Raw genomic sequence first — 14,906 nt, forward strand, 5'->3', positions numbered from 1 at the left:
GGAGGCTCCTCTCGCGCTCGATCAATATACGTTTTATTATATTGTATATTGATGGACGACCAGCCCCGCCCCCGCGCGGCAGGTCGCCGCAGCGCGGGGCGGGCGGAGCCTGCCTCCCCTCACCCGCCGGCGCTGTCCGGCCCGGCCGGGAGGACCACGACCCTGGCCCCGGCGGCGACGCGCCGATGCAGGTCGATCACGTCCTGATTGGTCATGCGGATGCAGCCGGACGAGACCGATTCGCCGATCGTCTCGGGCTCGTTGGTGCCGTGGATGCGGTAGAGCGTGTCCCTGCCGCCCTGGAACAGATAGAGCGCGCGGGCACCTAGCGGATTGCTCTCGCCGCCGTCCATGCCACCGGCCCAGCGCGCATATTTCTCGGGTTCGCGCCGGATCATGTCGCGCGTCGGCGTCCAGCGCGGCCATGCGCGCTTGTAGGCGACATTGGCGGTGCCGGACCAGGCCAGCCCCTCGCGGCCGACGCCGACGCCATAGCGCAGCGCCATGCCGTTCTCCTGCACGAGATAGAGGAAGTGGTTGGCCGGATCGACGACGATGGTGCCGGGCTTTTCACCCGTCGGATCGGCGACGAGCTGGCGCCGGAAGCGCGGCTGCAGATCGTCGAGCGAGACCGCCGGCATATTGAAGGGCTCGCCCTCGATGGCGCCGTAGCGCGGATCCGGCGGCGGCGCGGGCGGTGGCGGAGGCTGGACCGGCATGGTGGCGCAGGCGGCGAGCAGGGAGGTGGACAGCGCGAGCCCGAGGACGGCGCGTCGCGGCAGGAGGCGTTCCGTCACTGGCCGGCCGCCTGCTTCTCGCGCGCATCGGCGATGGCCTGCCGGAAGCCGGCCTCGTCCAGCGTCGAGGTGCGGAACGGCCCGACGAGATAGGTCGGCGTGCCCTGCAGGCCGAGCGAATCCGCCTGGGCATGGTTGCGGCGCAGCAGCGTCAGGGTGGCGTCGGCCCCGGCGGTGAGGTCGCTCTGGAGCCTGGCCATGTCGATGCCGGAGGCCTGCACCGCGGCCAGCATCGCCTCCTTGGTGGCGCGGCGGCCGGTGATGCCCATCAACGCGTGGTGGGCGCGCTCGTACTGGCGCTGGCGCTTCGCGGCGAGCGCGAGCTGCGCGCCATAGACCGACGCCTCCGAGAGGATCGGCCAGTCCTTGTAGACGAGCCGGACCCTGCCATCCTCCTTCACCACGCGGGCGAGCACGGGCGCGGCGACCTTGCAGTAAGGGCAGTTGTAATCGAAGAAGGCGACGACCGTGACGTCGCCCTTCGGGTTGCCGCCGGTCGGCGCCTCGGGATCGTTGAGGATGCCCTGCACGTCGACGCCCTGCGCCTGCGCACTGCGCGCCGCCATGACGGAGAGCGGCGCGGCCGCGGCCGCGGCCGCGGCGAGAAAGCTCCTGCGATTCATCGGGTTCGTCCTTGTCGAGCACGGTGGCCGGCCCTGCGGGGCGGCGCGGTTCGGTGGTAAGCCATGAGCGCCAGCCTCGCCGCCCAGCTTAAGCCAGCCTTAAGCTCGGGCCGCAGGATCAGGCGCGAACCGAACCGGGAACGGACGCGACGATGCGCATACTGGTGGTCGAGGACGACCCCATACTGGCCGAAGGCTTGAAGACCGGTCTCGGCCTCGCCGGCTGGACCGTCGACCAGGTCGGCGATTGCGAGCAGGCCCGCGCCGCCATCGCCGTGGGCGGCTTCGACGCGCTGGTGCTCGACCTGATGCTGCCGGACGGCTCCGGCCTCGACCTGCTGGCCGAGATGCGCCGTGCCAGGGACGCGACGCCGGTGCTGCTGCTCACCGCGCTCGACGAGACGCCGGACCGCATCCGCGGGCTCGACGCCGGTGCCGACGACTATCTCGGCAAGCCGTTCGACCTCGACGAGTTGGCGGCCCGGCTGCGCGCCCTGTCGCGGCGCGGCGCCGGCCGCTCGGAGGCCAGTCTCAGCCTCGGCGGGCTGGTGCTGCACCCGGCGACGCTCGGCGCTTCGCTCGACGGGCGGCCGGTCTCGCTGTCGCGCCGCGAATTCGCGCTGCTCTCGGCGCTGATGGAGCGGCCGGACGTGATCCGCTCGCGCGCCGAGCTGGAGGACCGGCTCTATGGCTGGCAGGAAGAGGTCGAAAGCAACGCGGTGGAGGTGCACATCCACAATCTGCGCGCCAAGATCGGCCGCGCAGCGATCGAGACGGTGCGCGGCGTCGGCTACCGCATGCGGCGGCCGTCATGAGCTCGCTGCGCCGCCGCCTCTTCCTGCTGCTCGCCGCCGCCACCGGCGCGATCTGGCTCTGCGCCGTCGCCTGGACCTTCATCTGCAGCCGCGCCGAGCTGGAGCGCGTGCTCGACACCCGCCTGCAGGAGGCGGCGCGCATGGTCCATTCGCTGGTCGCGGCCGGCAACATGGCGACGGCGGCAGACGCACCGGCCTTCGAGGAAACGAGCTATTCGCGCCAGCTCTCCTGCCAGATCTGGTCGCTGGGCGGGCGCCTGCTCGCGCGCTCCAGCGGCGCGCCGATGCAGAACCTCGCGCGCGACGGCGAGGGCTTCGTCGAGCACATGGTCGCCGGCGAGATCTGGCGGGTCTACACCATCGTCGACAAGGCCAAGGACGTGCGCGTCTCGGTCGGCGACCGGGTCGGCCTGCGCAACCAGCTGGTGCGCGACCTCGTCGCCGGGCTGGTCGCGCCGGCGCTGCTGATCGTGCCGCTGCTCGGGCTGATGATCTGGCTGAGCCTCGGACGGGGCCTCAAGCCGCTCAATGCCATAGCCGGCGAGATCGCCCTGCGCCGGGGCGACGACATGAGCGCCATAGCCGATGGCGAGGCCCCCTCCGAGGTCCGCCCGCTGATCGCGGCGCTGAACGGGCTGTTCGGCAAGGTCGAGGCGGCGCGCCGCCATGAGCGCGAGATCACCGCCTTCGCCGCGCACGAGCTGCGCACGCCGCTCGCCGGGCTGAAGACGCAGGTGCAGGTCGCGCTCGCCGCCAGCGACCCGGCCGTGCGCGACAAGGCGCTGCGCCAGACGCTGGTCTCTGTCGACCGCACCAACCGCCTCGCCCGGCAATTGCTGGCGCTGGCGCGGCTGGAGGCGATGCCGGACGCGGCGGCGCGCGAGCCGGTCGATCTCGGCGCGGCGCTGCGCGAGGTCGACGAGGCGGCTCCGAAGCGCGACGGTGTCGTCGTCGCGATCGACCCGGCGCTGGACGGGTGCATGCTGACGACCGAGCCGCTCAGCCTGAGCCTGATCCTGCGCAACCTGCATGAGAATGCGCTCGGCCATATGACGGGGCCGGGCCGGATCTGCTGGCGGCTCGCACCCGATGGCGCGGGCCTGCTGCTGGAGGATGAAGGGCCGGGCATTCCCGCCCCGGAACTGCCGCAGGTGACGCAGCGCTTCTTCCGCGGCAGCACGCGCGGCACCAGCGGGACCGGGCTCGGGCTCACCATCGCCGAGATGGCGGCGGGGCGGATCGGCGCGGTGCTGTCGCTCGAGAACCGGAGCGACCGCAGCGGGCTGCGCTGCCGCCTCGGCTGGAACGCGGCCGGCGAGAGCCGCAGCTGAGCGGCGCGACGAGATTTCGCCAGGTCGTGGACCAAGACGACCGGCTTTGCAGCCGCGACCATGGCGCCCGCGCCATGACGAGGCAGGATCATCGTGGCCAGCGCCCGGTGTTGTACGCGTCGCTATGCTGGCCCGGCGCCCGGCAGATCGCTCGCGGGCGCGGCGGGCTTGGCGCTGGCGCCCGATTCATCCGATGCTATAGCTTCGCGCCACGAGACGCGGAACGGCCGGTCGGCGGGAGGACGGATGACTGAATTGATGCTCTATCGCGCTGCCGCCTGCGCCCGGCCCGTGCACCGTCTGCCCCTGCTCGCAGCCGCCGCGGCCGCCCTGCTGCTCGCCGGCTGCGCCGGCGGTGGTTCGTCGGGCGCGCCCGGCGCCACGGCGCGGGCGCCCGCCCCGGCAGATGTCAGCCGCGAAGCGCTGATCGGCCGCTGGGGCATCGCCTCCTTCCACACCGAGAAGGACCGCAAGCGCACCGAGGCGCAGGCCAAGGCGCAATGCGGCCAGCCCTACGCCATCACCGCCGGCCCGAACGAGGGCGTGATGATGCATGTCGCTGACGACCCGAAGCGCTACGAGCTGCGGCTCAAGGCGGGCTCCGGCGGCAAGACCTATCTCGGTTTCGAGGCGCCGGCGGGCGATCCGCAGGATCGCGAGCTGCTCTCGGTCTCGAAGACCATGCTGGTGACGCGCTTCGTCGATCCCGACGCGCACCGGCGCTACGGCACCTTCATCTTCGCGCGCTGCGGCTGATGCGGGGGAGGACGGATATGCGCCCACGCCCCGCAACGGCCGCGCTCGCCGGCCTCGCCGCCGCTTTCCTGGCCCTGGCAGGGCCGGCGCCGGCCCAGCCGCGCCCGCCCGCCGCGATCGGCGCGGGCGGCGATACCGATCCCGGCGACGAGCCCGGCCGCATCTCGACGGAAGAGGTGCGCATCACTGACGGCCCCTATGCTCGGCAGATGGTGCTGTTCCGCTCCAGCGAGCCGCCGGGCACCGTGGTGATCCACAGCGCCGAGCGCTTCCTCTATGTGGTTCAGGGCAATGGCCGGGCGCTGCGCTACGGCATCGGCGTCGGGCGCGACGGCTTCACCTGGTCGGGCCAGGTCAAGGTCAGCCGCAAGGCGGAGTGGCCGGACTGGCGCCCGCCCCCGGACATGCTGCAGCGCCAGCCCTATCTGCCGCGCTTCATGGCCGGCGGACCGGGCAATCCGATGGGCGCCCGCGCGCTCTATCTCGGCTCGACCGTGTTCCGCATCCACGGCACCAACCAGCCCGAGACCATCGGCCAGGCGATCTCGTCGGGCTGCTTCCGCCTCGCCAATGGCGACGTGATCGATTTGTACGATCGCATCCCGGTCGGCACCAAGGTGATCATCCGGCACAAGACCGCGCTGTGAGCGCGACAGGAGTGGATTCCATGACCGTTTTCGCCCGCCGGTCCCTGCGCCTCGCCGCGGCCGGCCTGCTCGCGTTGGTCGCACTCGCCCCGGCGCAGGCCGGCACGCTGGAGAGCGTCAGCGAGCGCGGTACGCTGAACTGCGGCGTCAGCGAAGGGCTGAGCGGCTTCTCCGACCAGGATGCCCAAGGGCGATGGTTCGGCTTCGACGTCGATTTCTGCCGCGCGGTCGCCGCCGCCGTGCTCGGCGATCCGGAGAAGGTCGCCTTCACGCCGCTGGCGGCCGGCCAGCGCTTCGAGGCGCTGACCTCCGGCAAGGTCGACCTGCTCGCCCGCAACTCGACCTGGACACTGTCGCGCGAGGCCGGGCTCGGCCTCGCCTTCGCCGGCATCACCTATCATGACGGCCAGGGCTTCCTCGCCAAGCGCACACTGGGCGTCGATGGCGCGCTCGAACTCGACAAGGCGAAGATCTGCGTCGAGACCGGCACGACGACGCAGCTCAACCTCGCGGACTTCTTCAAGGCCAATGCGATGAGCTACGAAGAGAAACCATTCAAGACGGCCGCCGAAGCGTTTTCCGCCTTCCAGTCGGGCCAGTGCGACGTGCTGACCCGCGACCAGTCGGCCCTGCATGGCGAGCGGCTGCGCCTGACGCGGCCGGGCGAGGCCGTGGTGCTGCCGGACGTGATCTCGAAGGAGCCGCTCGGCCCGGTGGTGCGGGCCGACGACTTCCGCTGGTTCACCATCGTGAAATGGGTGAACTTCGCGCTGATCAACGCCGAGGAGCTCGGAATATCCAGGGAAACGGTGGAGGAGGCCCAGGCCTCGCAGAAGCCGGACGTGCGCCGCTTCACCGGGGCCGAGGGCGATTTCGGCAAGTCGCTCGGCCTGGCGCCGGACTGGGCGCTGCGCGCGGTCAAGGCGACCGGCAACTATGCCGAGATCTACGAGCGCAATCTCGGCACGGGCTCGCGGCTTTCAATCCCGCGCGGGCTGAACCAGCTCTGGAACATGGGCGGCGTGCTCTACGCGCCGCCCATGCGCTGAGACCTCAGCCGATCTCGACCACGACGCGGCCGCGCACCTTGCCGTCAAGGATGGCGCGGCCGGTCTCGACCACGTCCTCCAGCGGGATCGTCGTGGTCATCGCCGCCAGCCTGTCGCGATCGAGGTCGCGCGCCAGCCGCGACCACGCCTCGAGCCGGCGCGGCTTGGGGCACATCACCGAATCGATGCCGAGCAGCGCGACGCCGCGCAGGATGAAGGGCGCGACCGAGGCCGGCAGGTCCATGCCCTGAGCCAGCCCGCAGGCGGCGACGGCACCGCCATAGCGCGTCATCGACAGCAGATTGGCGAGCGTGTGCGAGCCGACCGCGTCGACGCCGGCGGCCCAGCGCTCCTTGCCGAGCGGGCGTCCCGGGGCCGAGAGCTCGGCGCGGTCGATGATCTCGGCAGCACCGAGGCTCGTCAGATATTCCGCCTCCTCGGCGCGGCCGGTCGAGGCGACGACGTGCCAGCCGGCGCGGGCGAGGAGCGCGATCGCGACCGAGCCGACCCCGCCGGCGGCGCCGTCACCACGGCCGGGCCGTCGGAGGGCTTCAGCCCGTGCCGCTCCAGCGCCATCACCGAGAGCATGGCGGTGTAGCCGGCGGTGCCGATCGCCATCGCCTCGGCCGGCGTCATGCCCTCGGGCAGCGGCACCAGCCAGTCGCCCTTCACGCGGCTCTTCTGGGCATAGGCACCGAGATGGGTCTCGCCAGTCCCCCAGCCGTTGAGGATGACGAGGTCGCCCGGCTTGAAATCGGGGTGGGAGGAGGTCTCGACCCGCCCGGCGAAGTCGATGCCGGGGATCATCGGCCAGCGCCGCACCACCGGGGCACGGCCTGTCACCGCGAGCCCGTCCTTGTAGTTCACGGTGGAGTGGGTCACCCGGACGGTGACGTCGCCCTCCATCAGATCGGCCTCGTCGAAGCTGCCGAGCGCGGTCTGCGTGCCCGTCTCGCCCTTGGTGGCGATCAGCGCCTTGAAGCTCGACATGCGTCTCTCCCTGAGCCTTGGATCGGTCCGGCGCCGTGCGATGGCGCCCGAAGGGCAGATGACCTCGCCCCGGCCGCGATCGCAAGAGCGGGGGGCCTCGTCCGCCTCAGGCGGGCTGCGCCACCGGGCGGGCCACCGGCTTCTCGACGATCGGCAGGTTGATCACCGCCGACGCGACGCCGAGCAGCACCGAGAGCCACCAGACCACGTCATAGGAGCCGAAGCGCTCATAGAGCACGCCGCCGAGCAGCACGCCGAGGAAGCCGCCGACCTGGTGCGAGAAGAAGGCGAAACCATAGAGCATCGCCATGTACTTCGTGCCGAACATCAGCATCACCAGCCCGGAGGTCGGCGGCACTGTCGAGAGCCAGAACATGCCGATGACGACGCCGAAGACGATGGCCGAGGCAGGGCTCGGCGGCAGCATGATGAAGACCGCAATCGCGACCGCACGGCCGAGATAGATCCAGGCGAGCAGATGTCGCTTCGGCATGCGCGCCGAGAGCCAGCCGGAACCGAGCGAGCCGACCGCGTTGGCGAGCCCGATCGCGGCCAGCGTCCAGCCGCCGACCCAGGCCGGCATGCCGGCATCCTTGAGATAGGCCGGCATGTGCACGGTGATGAAGGCGAGCTGGAAGCCGCAGGTGAAGAAACCGAGCACCAGCAGCACATAGCTGCGATGGCCGAGCGCCTCGCGCAGCGCCTGCATGATCGTCTGCCCCGGCACCGGCGCGGCGGCGCTGGTGGTCGTGGCCGGCGACGCGGTGCCGCGCGTCGCCAGCATCACCGAGAGCGGCAGCACGGGCAGCAGCGTCAGCGCGAACACCGTCAGCGCCTGCTGCCAGCCCAGCGTCTCGATCAGGATGTTGCCGATCGGCGGGAAGAGGAACTGGCCGAAGGAGCCGGCCGCCGTGCCGGCGCCGAAGGCGAGCGGGCGCCAGCTCTCGGGCAGCAGCTTGCCGAAGGCGGCGAGGATCAGGTTGAACGAGCAGGCGGAGAGGCCGAAGCCGATCAGCACGCCGGCGCCGAGATGCAGTTGCATCGGCGTCGAGGCATAGGCCATGGTCACCAGCCCCGCCGCGTAGAGCAGCGCGCCGACGCAGAGCACGCGCACCAGCCCGAACCGGTCGGCGATCGCGCCCGCGAAAGGCGCGCCCAGCCCCCAGAGCAGGTTCTGAATGGCCAGCGCCAGGCCGAAGGTATCGCGCCCCCAGCCGAACTGCATCGTCATCGGGATCTGGAACAGCCCGGCACTGGCGCGCGGGCCGAAGCTGATCAGCGCGATCAGACAGCCGGCGGCGACGATGATCTCCGGCGCGTAGCTGCGCCTCGCGGGTGCGGACATGACGACGGTCTCCGGAGAAAATCGTGTGTCTGCACTATAGCGCGCGCCACGCCGCGCGCCATCGCGTTCGGGTGAAGCGGCGCATCACGCGGATGCATGGGCGCGCCTGGCCGCGCCCCGAAAGCGTCGCCGTTAACCGCCGCTCAACCCTGACGAGAGATGATTCGATTGTCGCGAATTTGCATCAGGCGGTTCGCGCAGGGCTCCGGTTGTTGCGGGTACGAGTGCCTTGAGTCAGTTGCGTCGGCGATCGAAGCGAAACCGTGGCCCCGGCCTGCGCTGGGCGCTGTCGACCGTCGCCCCCTGGGCGCTCTCGGCCGGCATGCTGATCTCGTTCACCGCCTCCGCCGGCCAGAACCACGACGACCCCGGCGTGCCTGCCTCGCCGATCGCGCGCCTGGCGCCCGGCCCGCTCTCCGCCCTCGCCGAAGGACCGTCCGTCCTGGTCGCCGCGAGCGCCTTCCATCTGCCGCAGGAGGTGTTCCGCCGCGCCTCGCAGCCGCCGCGCAGCGATGCCGCACTGGCCAACCCCTTCCCGCCCCGCGAGGACATGAAGCGCACCGCCGCCGGCTTCCCGCGCGTCGAGCGCGCCGGCAAGGGCGACCAGCTCCCGGCGCTGCGCCCTTCGTTAAGCCGCGCCACGCCGCCGACCGAGCTGGCGAGCGTCGTCTTCGGCGCGCCGCAGGACGGGCTGATCTCCGGCGGTTTCTCGATGGAGGCGGCCGAGGGCTATGACGGCCCGCAGGTCGGCTTCGAGCCGATCGTGCCCGACCAGGGGCTGACCGATCCGGCGCTGTCCGACGCTTCACCGGCCGCCGTGCCCCACGTCTTCAGCACCGCACGACAGGCCGAGCTCACTCTGGAGAGCATGGACGGCTCGACGCCCTTCGTCTCCGACCGCAGCGCGCAGTCCTCGACGACGCCTGCGAGCGGCGGGGCGAACGCCACCCTCGCCTCGCTGACGCCCTCGCCCTTCGGAGCCGAGCCGCCGGCGCCGAACGGCAGCCTCGTCGCCAAGGTGCCGGCGCCGCGCCCGACCGATCTGCGCCTCGCCGCGCCGGGCGAGCGCCAGAGCTATGCCGGGCTGATCGCGCCGGCCGCGATGGCCAAGGAGCAGCGCTGCCTCGCCGAGGCGGTCTATTTCGAGGCGCGCTCGGAATCCGACAAGGGCCGCGCCGCCGTGGCGCAGGTCGTGCTCAACCGGGTGAAGAGCGGGCTCTATCCCAACACCGTCTGCGGCACGGTCTACCAGAACCGCAACCGCCATCTCGCCTGCCAGTTCACATTCGCCTGCGAAGGCAAGGCGCTGCGCATCACCGAGCCTGGCCCCTGGCGCGACGCGGTGCGCATCGCCCGCGAGGTCTACGAGGGCACGACCTACCTCGCCGATGTCGGAGCCTCGACCCATTACCACGCCGACTATGTGCGGCCTCAGTGGTCCCGCAAGCTGAAGAAAATGGACACGATCGGCCGCCACGTCTTCTACAAGCTCCGCCCCGGGCAGACGTGAGGGGTGTAGCGCGAAAGATCAAATGGCAGCAGGTGCGGAGGCTGCAAGCCCACGCGGAAAGGTTAAACCTCAAGGTCGGATAAGGCGGCAGCCCGGAGTTCAGCAGCGCCCCGATCGCATGCTTCGACAAGGTGCAGTAATCGGTCGTTCAGCGTCCGGTCGTCACCGCGCGCCGCGTTGTTGTCGAACCGCTCGAAGGCGGAACTGAATTCACGGGAGATAATCAGGACGCTTTCTCCATATGTTTGCGAAAGGGAAGCTCGTAATTCCAACGCCTTCTTCTCTAAGTCCGTATACGCAGATCCGTAGGTGCACCGCTGTTCATCTTCGATCGCATAATCCAGCATGCTTGGCGTACACGTGCCGCAACTGCTTGAGGTTGTGCAAGATGGTTGAATAGGCGACGCGGCGAACGTCCCAGAGGCGCACTGCACGCTCTCGCCTATGAGACAGATGATTGTTGACCAGGATGCCGCCGATCGCGATCAGGGCACCGATGGCTGGGCCAAACAGTGAGCTGCCGTCCACGTTATGTCCTTTCGTCGGACCTGACTTCCTGAACCCGCACTATCTTTCTAGCTCTACCGCCTCGCAACTAAGCTCGACTGTCTTGATCGAGGCCCATGCGAACAGCGCGCGCACCGCGGGCTCGTTGTTCAAATACAGGATGAAGCGGCCTTGAAGGGCCTGTAAAGCGGCGCTGCACTCGGCGAAGTGGGCACGCCCGAAGAGCGCTGCCGCCGGTCTCAACGACGGATGCCGCCACCGACGCATGCTCCCCAGACTCCGGCAGAGGCCCACACGCACAGTATCGCGCTTCGGACTGCCTGATACAGGCAGGGCCACTCACCGCGGTTCCGTACCCAGAGGATCTGGTAGAGGATGAGAAGGCTTATAGTGCTGATCGGTGAGAATGAGCGGATGTATTTGGCTGTCTGACGGAAGAATGGCTGAAACTAGCCGACTGCAGACGGAAATTTTTCAGCGGGGGACGATATGATGCTGGGCGTGAGGTCTGTAGATCGCTCGAGCAAGCCGATCGTCGTCGGGCTTGCGCTGTTCTGCTGTTTGGCCGCCGCCACACATGCGCAGTCCCAATCGCGCTACACCGAAACCCAGCTCAAACTCGCAGGACAAATCGGATCGGTAATCGGACTGGTCGAGCGCTGCGGGATAGCGCCGATGCCGAACGCTGCGTTTCTGCGGGCGATGAAGGCTGAAGGCTTGCGGGAAGCCGACATGAAGGCCGACACCGCATTCAAGGCGCGCGTCATCGATCAGATGAAGACCATGAAGGTGATGGATGGCGTCGCGGCTCAAGCGGGTGTGCCGCATGCCGAAAGGCGGAAGGGTGCATGCGCCAAGCTCGCTGACATGTATGGCCCGGAGGGATATGTGCGCCCCGGCCTGGCTGCTCCTCGCTGAGGTTCCCGACGGGCGGCACTTCTCACGGGAGATTATCGCCCGTCGCATATCCTGTATTACTTCAGTGATCCCGACGACCTCGTCAAAGCCCTGCCCAACATCAACAACTGGCCGACACCGGCCATCCAGGAGCGCGATCACTAGGCGATCACCCAAGGTCTCGCAGCTTCCCCGGCATAGTTAATTTTACCTTGTTTTGTTGTTAACCTTGCGTTCACGAATGGGTTTGGTGCTTCCTTTCGCCATGGATGCGGCCGTAGAGCCGCGGCAACAGGGTTTGCGCCAGACATGACATCCAGGGTCCTCACCGTCGCGGCGCTCGCCGCCGCCTCCGTCGTCGCCACGGCCGGCCTCGCCCAGGCCGGCGGGCGCAACTGCAACGGCTCCGCCTGCTACCGGCTGGTCGAGAAGCCGCCGGTCTACGAGACCGTCGCCGAGAGCTATGTCGTGCGCCCGGAGCGCACCTTCTCGCGGGTCGTCCCGGCGGAATACGAGACCGTGTCCGAGCGCGTGATGCTGCGCCCGGAGCGCCGCATCGCCCGCCATATCCCGGCGCGCTACAAGACCGTGTCGGAGAAGGTTCTGATTTCGCCGGCGAGCAAGCGCTGGGAGGTCAGCCGCGACGCCTATGGCAATGTGAGCGGCTGCTGGGTCGAAGTGCCGGCGCGCTATGGCTGGCAGCAGCGCACCGTCGAGGTCTCGCCCGGCGGCGTCGCCTATGACGTGGTGCCCGCCGTCTATGGCGAGCGCAGCCGCCGCGTCATGGTCCGCGCCACGCAGGTCGTGCACGAGACCGTGCCGGCGCAATACGCCACGCGCCATCGCCAGGTGATGGTCAGCCCCGGCAAGCAGTACTGGGCGGGCTACTGAGGCACGCCCCTTCCGAACGTTCCTGTCGTCACGGACAGCCACCTGCGCCCCGGCTTCGGCCGGGACTTTTTTATGTGGGATAGGGGCGCTGGGACAGCGGGCGCGCGGCGCTCAGGCCAAGCCGCCGGTCAGGAGCGCCAGCACGCCGACGCCGAGCACGAAGGCGAGGATGCGCGCCGGCATCGAGAACAGCGCGCCGGGCGGCTGGCGGGCGACCAGGCTGGCCACGATCTCGACGACGGCCAGCGCCAGCAGCACGAAGATGAAGGGCGGGAAATTCCCGCCCCGCGCGATCCAGCCCGCATTGGTCGCGAGCGAGGCGAGCGCGCCCAGCCCGATGCCGGCCGCCACGAAGACCTGCTCGGCGCGGCTGAAGCGCATCGCCGCTCAGCGCCTGCGGAAGTTCTGCGGCCGCGGCGGCATCGGGCCCGGCCCCGCGGTCTTCTGGCGGAAGTTGATGCGGCCGCGATCGAGATCGTAGGGAGACATCTCGACCACCACGCGGTCGCCCGCGATGGTGCGGATGCGGTTCTTCTTCATCTTACCGGCCGCGTAGGCCAGGATGAGATGATCATTGTCGAGCTTCACGCGATAGTTGCCGTCGGGCAGGACTTCGATCACCGTCCCGTCGAACTCGAGCAGTTCTTCCTTCGCCATTCGCCGATCCTTCATTCTCTATGCGGCTGCTGGACCGGGCCGCTCGGCCCCCGCCGATGTCCCGGTCCCGCGGGCGTCACGCGTCAGTTCGCGCGGCGCTTGTGACTGTCGCTGCGTCGTTGACCCGTTCTTTGCTGCAAGAAGGCGACGCCGCCAAGTCCTTCCTTGCCGGAAGGCGAGTCTTTTCGCGCGGTTGCGGCCGTCTGGCGGGGCTGGCCCTGCTGGGCCTGACCATCGCGCGGACGCTCCTGCTGCGGGCGCTCGCGGCGCGGGTCGCGGTTCTGTGCGGCCGGCCGGCCGTCGCGGCGCGGCTTCTGCCCGGAGGGCTGCTGGCCGCCGCGGTTGCCGCCATTGGGCTGCTTCTTCGGGGTGCGGCCGTCCCAATAGGGCACGTCGCCCACCGGGGTCAGCGCGACCTTGGTCAGCTTCTCGATCGCGGCGAGGTCACCCCGCTCCTCCGGCGTGCAGAAGGCGATCGCCAGGCCCGATGCGCCGGCGCGCGCGGTGCGGCCGATGCGGTGGACATAGGTCTCGGGCACGTTCGGCAGGTCGAAATTGACGACATGGCTGACGCCGTCGACATCGATGCCGCGCGCGGCGATGTCGGTCGCCACCAGGATGCGCAGCGAGCCGTCGCGGAAGGCGCCGAGTGCGCGCTCGCGCTGGCCCTGGCTCTTGTTGCCGTGGATCGCCGCCGCCTCAATGCCCGACTGGCCGAGCTGGCGCACGACGCGGTCGGCCCCGTGCTTGGTGCGGGTGAAGACGATGGCGCGCTCGAGCTCGGGCACCGAGAGCGTCTTGGCCAGCAGCGCCGGCTTCAGGCCCTGCTCGGTGAAGACGACGCGCTGCTCGATCTTCTCGGCCGTGCTGGCGACCGGAGTCACCGCCACCTCGACCGGGTCGGTCAGGTAGGCGTCGGCGATCTCGCGGATCTGCTTCGGCATGGTCGCAGAGAACAGCAGGGTCTGCCGCTTCTCGGGGATCAGCTTGGCGATGCGGCGCAGCGCGTGGATGAAGCCGAGGTCGAGCATCTGGTCCGCCTCGTCGAGAACGAGGAACTCAATCTCGCGCAGCGAGACGGCGCGCTGGTCGACGAGGTCGAGCAGGCGGCCGGGCGTGGCGACGAGGATGTCGACCGGCTGGCCGAGCGCGCGCACCTGCTTGCCGACAGGCACGCCGCCGAAGATCACCAGCGACTTCACCGTGGTGAACTGGGCGTAGCTGCGGATGCTCGCCTCGATCTGGGCCGCGAGCTCGCGGGTCGGCGACAGGATCAGGGCGCGCACGCTGCGCGTCGCGGTCCGCCGCGGCTGGGACAGCAGGCGGTTCAGCATCGGCAGCGCGAAGGCCGCGGTCTTGCCGGTACCGGTCTGGGCGGCGCCGAGCAGGTCACGCCCGTCGCGAATCGAGGGAATCGCCCGGGCCTGGATCGGCGTGGGCGTCTCGTAACCTTCGGCAGCGAGCGCCTTGAGAAGGGGCTCGGCCAGGCCGAGGTCGTTGAATGTGGTCAAAATCTGGTTTTCCTGGACCGGACCGCAGGGGGCGCACGTGGAGAACGGAAGCGCCGCACCCTGCCGGATCGGGTCGATCTGAATCTGTCGTTCCGGTGAACCGCTAGCCACTGCACCGGAGGACGGGGCGGACGCATGGTCCGCCGGAGTGAGCGGGCGGGCCGTAGCGGTCCGCCCGAAGGTCGTCCGCCTCAGCTGACGACGAGGTTGCCGGCGGAAGACTTGCCGGTCTTGCGGTCCGCGATCAGCTCGTAGCCGACGCTCTGGCCTTCGCGCAGCTCACGCAGGCCGGCGCGCTCGACAGCGCTGATGTGGACGAACACGTCCTGGCCACCGGCGTCCGGCGTGATGAAGCCGTAGCCCTTGGTGGTGTTGAACCACTTGACGATGCCCTTGTTCATGGAAGGTCGATCCTGCTTGTACAGATCCGCGTATCGGTGAGACTCACGCCACGGCGCGCGGACGCCCTGCCATGATCTTGTAGCGATGTGTGGTGGATCTGAATTGGCCCGCCGACCGGTTTCACCGCGCGGAGGATTGGCCAGAACCCGGCCGCATCTCGTCTTACAGGCCTCTTGAT

The 14,906-nt window shown here is 69.6% G+C and carries 16 protein-coding genes and 1 pseudogene; 8 read left to right on the forward strand and 9 right to left on the reverse strand.

Annotation, left to right across the window (positions count from 1 at the left end; genetic code table 11):
• Nucleotides 1-119 precede the first annotated feature (119 nt).
• Both ABE438_RS09310 and ABE438_RS09315 read right to left on the reverse strand, forming a co-directional pair.
• A complete protein-coding gene (locus ABE438_RS09310) occupies nt 120-797 on the reverse strand; it encodes a L,D-transpeptidase (protein WP_346502314.1) in 678 nt (225 codons plus the stop codon).
• Nucleotides 794-1,420 (reverse strand): DsbA family protein, encoded by a 627-nt coding sequence (locus ABE438_RS09315; RefSeq protein WP_346502315.1) that lies wholly within the window; start codon nt 1,418-1,420, stop codon nt 794-796. The genes ABE438_RS09310 and ABE438_RS09315 overlap by 4 nt, the downstream gene beginning before the upstream one ends.
• A gap of 152 nt (nt 1,421-1,572) precedes the next feature.
• Here ABE438_RS09315 and ABE438_RS09320 point away from each other — a divergent pair, with 152 nt between their 5' ends.
• From ABE438_RS09320 to ABE438_RS09340, 5 genes are all read left to right on the forward strand, one after another.
• Entirely contained in the window at nt 1,573-2,235 is a 663-nt protein-coding gene (locus ABE438_RS09320) for a response regulator transcription factor (protein ID WP_346502316.1), read from the forward strand.
• Nucleotides 2,232-3,566 (forward strand): sensor histidine kinase, encoded by a 1,335-nt coding sequence (locus tag ABE438_RS09325; RefSeq protein ID WP_346502317.1) that lies wholly within the window; start codon nt 2,232-2,234, stop codon nt 3,564-3,566. Before ABE438_RS09320 ends, ABE438_RS09325 begins: the two co-directional genes overlap by 4 nt.
• Before the next feature lie 246 nt (nt 3,567-3,812).
• Nucleotides 3,813-4,322 carry a hypothetical protein gene (locus ABE438_RS09330; protein WP_346502318.1) on the forward strand — a complete coding sequence of 170 codons (510 nt, stop codon included), beginning with the start codon at nt 3,813-3,815 and terminating at the stop codon, nt 4,320-4,322.
• A gap of 17 nt (nt 4,323-4,339) precedes the next feature.
• On the forward strand, nt 4,340-4,969 hold the full coding sequence (locus ABE438_RS09335; protein ID WP_346502319.1) for a L,D-transpeptidase: 630 nt from the start codon (nt 4,340-4,342) through the stop codon (nt 4,967-4,969).
• Nucleotides 4,970-4,989: 20 nt separating this feature from the next.
• Entirely contained in the window at nt 4,990-6,018 is a 1,029-nt protein-coding gene (locus ABE438_RS09340; RefSeq protein WP_346502320.1) for an amino acid ABC transporter substrate-binding protein, read from the forward strand.
• A gap of 4 nt (nt 6,019-6,022) precedes the next feature.
• Here ABE438_RS09340 and acuI read toward each other — a convergent pair.
• Together acuI and ABE438_RS09350 are read right to left on the reverse strand one after the other, a co-directional pair.
• Nucleotides 6,023-7,008, reverse strand: a pseudogene (gene acuI, locus ABE438_RS09345) (acrylyl-CoA reductase (NADPH)).
• Between the two features lie 106 nt (nt 7,009-7,114).
• Nucleotides 7,115-8,353, reverse strand: a complete 1,239-nt coding sequence (locus ABE438_RS09350; protein WP_346502321.1) for an MFS transporter — start codon at nt 8,351-8,353, stop codon at nt 7,115-7,117.
• Nucleotides 8,354-8,591: 238 nt separating this feature from the next.
• Between ABE438_RS09350 and ABE438_RS09355 the strand changes: the two genes are divergently transcribed.
• Complete coding sequence (locus ABE438_RS09355) at nt 8,592-9,863, forward strand: cell wall hydrolase (protein WP_346502322.1); 1,272 nt, start codon at nt 8,592-8,594, stop codon at nt 9,861-9,863.
• A gap of 62 nt (nt 9,864-9,925) precedes the next feature.
• Here the strand turns inward: ABE438_RS09355 and ABE438_RS09360 are convergent, their stop codons facing one another.
• Nucleotides 9,926-10,210 (reverse strand): hypothetical protein, encoded by a 285-nt coding sequence (locus ABE438_RS09360; protein ID WP_346502323.1) that lies wholly within the window; start codon nt 10,208-10,210, stop codon nt 9,926-9,928.
• Nucleotides 10,211-10,859: 649 nt separating this feature from the next.
• On the opposite strand from ABE438_RS09360, the gene ABE438_RS09365 reads away from it, so the two are divergent.
• Nucleotides 10,860-11,288 (forward strand): hypothetical protein, encoded by a 429-nt coding sequence (locus tag ABE438_RS09365; RefSeq protein ID WP_346502324.1) that lies wholly within the window; start codon nt 10,860-10,862, stop codon nt 11,286-11,288.
• A 288-nt stretch (nt 11,289-11,576) separates the two neighbouring features.
• Complete coding sequence (locus tag ABE438_RS09370; RefSeq protein WP_346502325.1) at nt 11,577-12,158, forward strand: hypothetical protein; 582 nt, start codon at nt 11,577-11,579, stop codon at nt 12,156-12,158.
• Between the two features lie 111 nt (nt 12,159-12,269).
• Here the strand turns inward: ABE438_RS09370 and ABE438_RS09375 are convergent, their stop codons facing one another.
• The 4 genes from ABE438_RS09375 to ABE438_RS09390 form a co-directional block, all read right to left on the reverse strand.
• Nucleotides 12,270-12,539 carry a hypothetical protein gene (locus ABE438_RS09375; RefSeq protein ID WP_346502326.1) on the reverse strand — a complete coding sequence of 90 codons (270 nt, stop codon included), beginning with the start codon at nt 12,537-12,539 and terminating at the stop codon, nt 12,270-12,272.
• Nucleotides 12,540-12,545: 6 nt separating this feature from the next.
• The gene (gene infA, locus ABE438_RS09380; protein ID WP_346502327.1) at nt 12,546-12,815 is read right to left on the reverse strand and encodes a translation initiation factor IF-1; all 270 of its coding nucleotides are present in this window, start codon (nt 12,813-12,815) and stop codon (nt 12,546-12,548) included.
• A gap of 83 nt (nt 12,816-12,898) precedes the next feature.
• The gene (locus ABE438_RS09385) at nt 12,899-14,326 is read right to left on the reverse strand and encodes a DEAD/DEAH box helicase (protein WP_346502328.1); all 1,428 of its coding nucleotides are present in this window, start codon (nt 14,324-14,326) and stop codon (nt 12,899-12,901) included.
• A 191-nt stretch (nt 14,327-14,517) separates the two neighbouring features.
• Complete coding sequence (locus tag ABE438_RS09390) at nt 14,518-14,727, reverse strand: cold-shock protein (protein ID WP_346502329.1); 210 nt, start codon at nt 14,725-14,727, stop codon at nt 14,518-14,520.
• Between the last annotated feature and the right edge of the window lie 179 nt (nt 14,728-14,906).

The organism is Allobosea sp. TWI1241 (assembly GCF_039673065.1).
In the GTDB taxonomy this organism is placed as follows: Bacteria; Pseudomonadota; Alphaproteobacteria; order Rhizobiales; family Beijerinckiaceae; genus Allobosea.